The organism is Marseilla massiliensis (assembly GCF_016899855.1).
Lineage (GTDB): Bacteria > Bacteroidota > Bacteroidia > Bacteroidales > Bacteroidaceae > Prevotella.
In genome coordinates this window covers 1-6,395 of record NZ_JACJJG010000135.1, presented here as the reverse complement: position 1 = coordinate 6,395, position 6,395 = coordinate 1, and the positions used below count along the sequence as shown (strand labels likewise).

Here is a 6,395-nt window from a genome sequence, read left to right as displayed (position 1 = left end):
TTCTGAAACGCGTGCATTTTTGACAAGAAAATTGTTCAAAAATTTGCGAGATTGATAAAAAACGTCTATCTTTGCACCCGCAAATCGGGATTTAGCGCAGTTGGTAGCGCACTACGTTCGGGACGTAGGGGTCGCTGGTTCGAGTCCAGTAATCCCGACAGCAAGCGGTGGAAAGGCAACGACTTTCCACCGCTTTTTTCGTTATCGGCACATCGGAATACCGCCATCAGCGACACGCATACTCGCCTGACATCGACCGAAAACGCACGTTACGCAGGGCGATACGCAACCACCGGCGTAACACACTGACGCTCAACGCGTTGCAAAAGGCCACCTTTTACAAGCCAAAAGGCCACCTTCCGCAATGCGAAAGGTGGCCTTTCAGAACACGGTTTGCCGTCTTTTACAAACGGCCGGCCGCATCACTTCTCCGAATAGAGCACTTGTATCACCGTCTGTCCTACCGCGCCGAGCGTTGCCTTGTCGATATTGTCCATCGTGTCGCTTACCGTATGCCATGTCGGACCGAAACTGCTTTGCTGGCAGTCGGGGTAGAAGGCGATAATGTCTATGGTCGGTATCTTTGCCTTTTCGTTCACCGGGATGTGGTCGTCGGTAACCATTCCGCCATCTTGGTCGACAAAATAACTGCCGTAACCTACCACTTTGGCTGCTGCCCATACCCTCTTAACAAGGTCGGGAGCATATTGCATCGACATGCCTTCACGCCAGAACTGCGCACCCTGACCGCCCACCATGTCGAGCAGAATGCCGTAGCGGGCCTTGTATCCCTTCTTATGCGGATTAACCGACCAATACTGGGCGCCCAAAGCCCATGAGTCGCCATTGTCAACGGCGTCACTCCAGCGCGGCACGCCCCAGTCCTCGGCGTCGAAACAAACGAAGTCGACGCCCACGCCGAGCTTCGCCGTGTCGGCATTGAGCAGACGTGCTATCTCTAGCATGACGGCAATGCCGCTGGCGCCGTCGTTGGCTCCCATTACAGGCTTACGCCAGTTAGCGCTGTCGGGGTCGTTATCTGCCCAGGGACGGGTGTCCCAATGGGCGCAGAGCAATATCCTATCGGTAAGTTCAGGACGGTAGCTCGCTATAATGTTGGTGGCCTTCAGCTGCGTTCCGTCATACCCCGGGAGGGTTGTTTCCTGCGGAACGACGGCCAGTCCGAACTCCTTGAACTTACCCATTATCCACTCCCCGCACTGTTCGTGGGCCTCGCTGTTCATTGTACGGGGGCCGAAACTGCACTGCTTTTCGCAATATGCGTAGGCGCTGTCGGCCACGAACGTTGGGCCGACGGGCTGCATGGCGATGTCGTCACCGCCGCCCGAAGCAGCCTTCTTGTTGCCCGAACACGCCGTAAGAAGCGCTACGAGCAGGATGAAAAAGATGTTTGAAATAATCTTCATAATCATTAATTGAAGTACGTTCAGGAGTTAAGGAGTTAGGAAGTTAAGGAGTTAAGACAAATGACTTGTTAAGTGAAGAGTGAATAATTAAGAGTGAAGAACTCATTGCTTGAACAGGCAAACTTGATTATTCATTTTTCATTATTAATTATTCATTCAACATGGCATTTGTCTTAACTCCTTAACTTCCTAACTCCTTAACTCCTTTTCCCATATTAAATATTCTTATTCTTTTGCACTCTCTCCATCACCCTAAGCCAGTTGCCGCCCCAGATGCGGGCTATGTCCTCCTCGCTGAAATGGCGGCGGAGCAGGTTTAGCGTGAAGTTTATCGCCTCCGACGAGTCGGCAAAGCCGCGTATGCCGCCGTCGCCGTCGAAGTCGGTGCCTATGCCTACATGCTCAATGCCCATTACGTGGGCAGCATGTTCAAGATGACTGATGGCGTCGAATATGGTCGCCTCCCGCTCGTCGTTGCGCAGGAAGCCGTGATACAGCGTGATTTGCATCACCCCGCCCTTTGCCGCGAGCGCACGCATCTGGTCGTCGGTGAGGTTGCGCGGCACGTCGCACAGAGCCTTACAGTTGCTGTGACTGCACACAATAGGCACTGAACTGATGTCGAGCGCGTCGTAAAAACTCTTCTCCGAAGCGTGGCTGAGGTCTACCATAATGCCGCATCGGTTCATCTCACGTATCACCTCGGCACCGAACTCGCTCACGCCACCGTGCGTTGACGAGCCACGGGCACTGTCGCAGATGTCGTTGTCGCCGTTATGGCAGAGCGTGATGTACACCACTCCGCGCCTGGCGAAGTACTCTACGTTGGCCAAATCGTGCTCAAGCGCCAGTCCGTTCTCTATTCCGAACATTATGGAACGTAGCCCGGCGCGCTTGTTTGCGTATAACTCGGCAGGCGTACGGGCGGAACTTATGTAGCGACTGTTCACGTCTATGATTGCCTCGAGCTTGTCGAAGATGAGGTCGGCGTACTCTTTCGGCCCGTTGACGTCGAACTCCACCTTATCGCGGAACGTCTCGCCAGTCTTGGGTTGCGGCAGGTACGCGGCCATTATGACGGCATCCTGACGGCCGTCGGCCATCTTGTGCATGTCAACAAGTATGCGCGGATCACGCTGTTCAAAGTTAATGCCTTGGGGAAAGAACATCGGCGTATCGCAATGCGAATCTAAAGTGAGGATACGCCGGTGGAGTTTTTTAGCTGACTTAAAGACCCTTGCCTGTTTAACGAGCCATTCGAAGAGAGCCGGTCCGCTGTCTTCAAGCCACTCTGGGTGCCACTGCACTCCGATAATCTGCTTGAACTCGCTGCTCTCAACGGCCTCTATCACGCCGTCACGTGCCGTCGCGCATATGTTAAGATGCGGCCCCGCATGGCGTATTGCCTGGTGATGGAACGAGTTAACGGCTAACTTCACCTTATCATATATAGAGTAAAGAGCCGAGGTCGTGCTTAGTATAACCGAGTGGGTTGGCTCGCGGCGGTCGGCATCCTGGCTGTGCTTTAAAGGTATATTAATGTGAATTGAACCGTCAGGTGGTGTCAGGCGACATGAAGAAAATCCCTCTTCGATGTCCTGCTCAATCTCTCCGCCGAGCGCGGCAACGAGCACCTGTATGCCACGGCATATCCCGAGCATTGGTATCTGGCGGTTATACGCCAGGCTGACGGTAAGCAGTTCGGCCTCGTCACGCTCACGGTTGATGGAATGAAGGCGCGGGGAAGGCTCCTCGCCTACCCACAATGGGTTGACGTCGCCTCCCCCGGTAAGTATCAGTCCGTCAAGAATGTCAAGTGTGTTGATAATCGCGTCCTTGTCGGCAAGCGGCGGAATGATTACCGGAATGCCGCCGGCCTGAGCCACGGACTTATAGTATCGGTCGGCAAGGCGAGCCTCGCCGTCGGCAAAATTGCCCGTAAGTCCTATCAAGGGTTTGGCCTCCGCCTCGGGAAAACGCGAGTAGACATCATCCAGCCGGCCTTTAATATCAAAGGGTTCCATCATCAACAGCCTCGCCTTACTTCTTTACCTCCTGCGGAACGGGTACCTCCCTCTTGATGCTTTGTTCAAGAGATATGAGCGTTTCGGTGGCCACTACGCCGGGTATTCCCTGCATCTGGTTGTTAAGGAGGTCCATAAGCTGCTCGTTGTCACGGGCGTACAGCTTTACGAGCATTGTATAAGGACCGGTGGTAAAGTGGCACTCCACGATTTCGGGGATATGCTCCAGACGCTCAACGACCGACTTGTACATGTTTCCGCGCTCAAGGGTTATGCCGACGTACGTACACGTTGTATAGCCAAGGCTCTTCGCGTTGACATCAAATCCGCTACCTGTTATTACGCCGTTCTCGATTAGATGCTGTACACGTTGGTGTATTGCGGCGCGCGAAACGCCACATTCTGCAGCTACGTCCTTGAACGGTATTCGGGCATTCTTAGACAAAATGCTAAGAATTTTCCTGTCAAGACTATCTATTTTCTCCATTACTTAAAGTTTATGTTTTTGTTTTTCTTGATATAATCGATAAAACCTACCATTCTAATTGGTGCGAGCAAATTTACATATTAAAAATGACACACACAACATTTTGACATAAAATTTGTCATATTCAAGGCACAATGAAACGAAAAAGGGAGACTTTTTACGGTCTCCCTCCTTCGTTCATGACAAACAAGAGTTATTTAGTCAGGTATTTATTTCTTTTTTGTCGGGCGTATCTTCGCTGCCGGAACGGTCTTGGGTTGTGCCTTACCGCCATTAGTACGACCAGTTTCTGTCTTTGTAGCAGTGGTCTCAGCCTTCTTTACACCAACCATTTCGACTGTGAAAACAAGCGCGCTGTAAGGCTTGATTTTACCAGCCTGACGCTCGCCATATGCCAGATTGTAAGGTATATAGAGTTCCCACTTGCTGCCTACGGGCATCATCGTGAGTGCCTCCTGCCATCCCTTTATCACCTGGCTGGGGCGGAACTTGGTGGTACCGTCGCCCCTTTCATAGCTGCTGTCAAACACCGTGCCGTCTATCAGGCGGCCTTCGTACTTGACAGTCACCTCGTCTTTCTCGCCGGGAACATCGCCCGTGCCCTTCACAAGCACCTTGTACTGTAATCCGCTGGGCAGAACCACGACACCGTCTTTCTGCTTGTTGGCGGCGAGGAAGTCCTCACCGGCCTTGCGTGTCGCGGCATTACGCTCGTCAATAGCCAGCCTGAAGGCCTTGTCAAAATACGACTTTGCCACAGAATCGGCCATCACGCTATTATCATTGAGCAGCGCGTTGACAAAGCCCTTGTTAAACATCGCGTCGACAATAGAGTCGTTACGCCCCGCGAACTCGTCCTTCAAGAATGGCAGCATGCGCTGGCTCACCATCTGCGCTATCTGCTCTCCGGCGTAATAAGCCTTGGTCTTGTCGTCAAAACCTTTTGCCATCGCATCTTCATAGCCCCTGATAAAATCGGCCATATACGCTGTATCCACACCTAAGCTCTGCTTCAGGTACGGCACAAGTCCGTCTGTACGTACCATGCCTGCGGCATAACTCAGCGAGTCGGCAGCGGTGGCAAGCGTAACAACGCCATCATTCGCCTTGGCGTCCTGCCGGTCTTTCTTAACCTTTCCGGCAGCGGCGGCGGTATTGAAAACAGCGCCCGCCATGATGGCGAGCGCAATTATTGAAAGTCTGTTCATATCCTTTATTAATAAGAATAGAAGATGTAAGGAGCGGCATTGTAAGCGGACAGGATTTCCGTCCTGCTTCTTCCCTCCCTACTACTTAACTGCTTAAAAGAGTTATTTCTTGTTCTCGCGGCCCAGTCCGAGCAGTTCAATCTTGAAGATAAGCGTTGAGAACGGCTTGATTTGCGGAGTCTCACGGTCACCGTAAGCCTTGTCCTGAGGTATTACTACCTCCCAAACGCTACCTACGGGCATGTGGGTGAGGGCTTCAGTCCATCCCGGTATTACCTGGTTGGCACGCAACGTAAGGGGCTGCTTGCGCTCGTAAGAGCTCTCGAACACCTTGCCGTCGATAGTCTTTCCTTCATAATGAACGCGAACCATTGACGTATCCTTAGGCATGGGGCCGTTGCCTTCCTTGATAACACGGTAGAGCACGCCGCCGTCAAGCTTCTTCACGCCTTCCTTCTTGGCATAGTCAGCAAGATATTTCTCGCCTGCCTTCTTGTTGGCTCCATACTGAGCCTCCATAGCGGTAGCCTTGATAGCCTGCGACTTGATCTGCCATACCTGCTGTGCCTGCTCCGGAGTCATCATCGTCTTCTCGTCGGTAATGCCGGCAACGAGCGCAGCCATGAGGTTCTTCATTGATATGCTCTTGGTAGAGTCCTCGCCGAAGAGGTCACGGTTGATGGCCTTAACCATCTGGTTAGAGATTTGCTGGCCAATCTGTATACCTGCGTAATAAGCTGCCTTCTTCTTGTCGTCGCCAGAGTTGACACCTACATTGAGGCCACGTATGAACTCGTCCATATAAGCCGAGTCGATACCAAGACCGCGTGAGAGGTATTCCTTGAGGCTCTGACCCTGCATTACGCCCATTGCGTAGCTTACGGTGTCAATGTCGCTCTTAAGGCTTGCCTTAGGAGTTGAGTTGCCGCAAGACACGAACATTGCGGCTGCTACAGCCACTACGGCTGCAAATGATAGTTTTCTCATTGTTGTTATTGTTGTTAATTGATTATTCCTTGTTGCACAGGAGTTAAGGAGTAATGTAGTAAAGGAGTTAAGACACATGACTTGTTAAGTGAAAAGTGAAAAATCAAGAGTGAAAAATTCATTACCAGAGAAGGCAAACTTAATTATTCATTTTTCATTATTAATCATTCATTCAACAGGGCATTTGTCTTAACTCCTTTACTACATTACTCCTTAACTCCTGATAATTACATTACCTCAATCAGCTCAACGTCGAACACGA

The 6,395-nt window shown here is 51.6% G+C and carries 5 protein-coding genes and 1 tRNA gene; 1 reads left to right on the top strand and 5 read right to left on the bottom strand.

The window, feature by feature from the left end; genetic code table 11:
- The first annotated feature begins 85 nt into the window (after positions 1-85).
- Positions 86-158, top strand: a tRNA-Pro gene (locus H6A34_RS13235).
- 264 nt (positions 159-422) lie between these two features.
- Here H6A34_RS13235 and H6A34_RS13230 read toward each other — a convergent pair.
- The 5 genes from H6A34_RS13230 to H6A34_RS13210 all read right to left on the bottom strand — a co-directional run bounded on the left by H6A34_RS13230 (position 423) and on the right by H6A34_RS13210 (position 6,133).
- Positions 423-1,427 (bottom strand): M28 family peptidase, encoded by a 1,005-nt coding sequence (locus tag H6A34_RS13230; protein ID WP_205105899.1) that lies wholly within the window; start codon positions 1,425-1,427, stop codon positions 423-425.
- 215 nt (positions 1,428-1,642) lie between these two features.
- Positions 1,643-3,451: a membrane dipeptidase gene (locus tag H6A34_RS13225; protein ID WP_205105900.1), complete on the bottom strand. Its 1,809-nt coding sequence runs from the start codon at positions 3,449-3,451 to the stop codon at positions 1,643-1,645.
- Positions 3,452-3,467: 16 nt separating this feature from the next.
- On the bottom strand, positions 3,468-3,938 hold the full coding sequence (locus H6A34_RS13220; protein ID WP_021948473.1) for an Lrp/AsnC family transcriptional regulator: 471 nt from the start codon (positions 3,936-3,938) through the stop codon (positions 3,468-3,470).
- Positions 3,939-4,147: 209 nt separating this feature from the next.
- Positions 4,148-5,146 (bottom strand): BamJ family beta-barrel-assembly machinery protein, encoded by a 999-nt coding sequence (locus H6A34_RS13215; RefSeq protein WP_205105898.1) that lies wholly within the window; start codon positions 5,144-5,146, stop codon positions 4,148-4,150.
- Between the two features lie 102 nt (positions 5,147-5,248).
- The gene (locus tag H6A34_RS13210) at positions 5,249-6,133 is read right to left on the bottom strand and encodes a BamJ family beta-barrel-assembly machinery protein (protein WP_205105897.1); all 885 of its coding nucleotides are present in this window, start codon (positions 6,131-6,133) and stop codon (positions 5,249-5,251) included.
- Between the last annotated feature and the right edge of the window lie 262 nt (positions 6,134-6,395).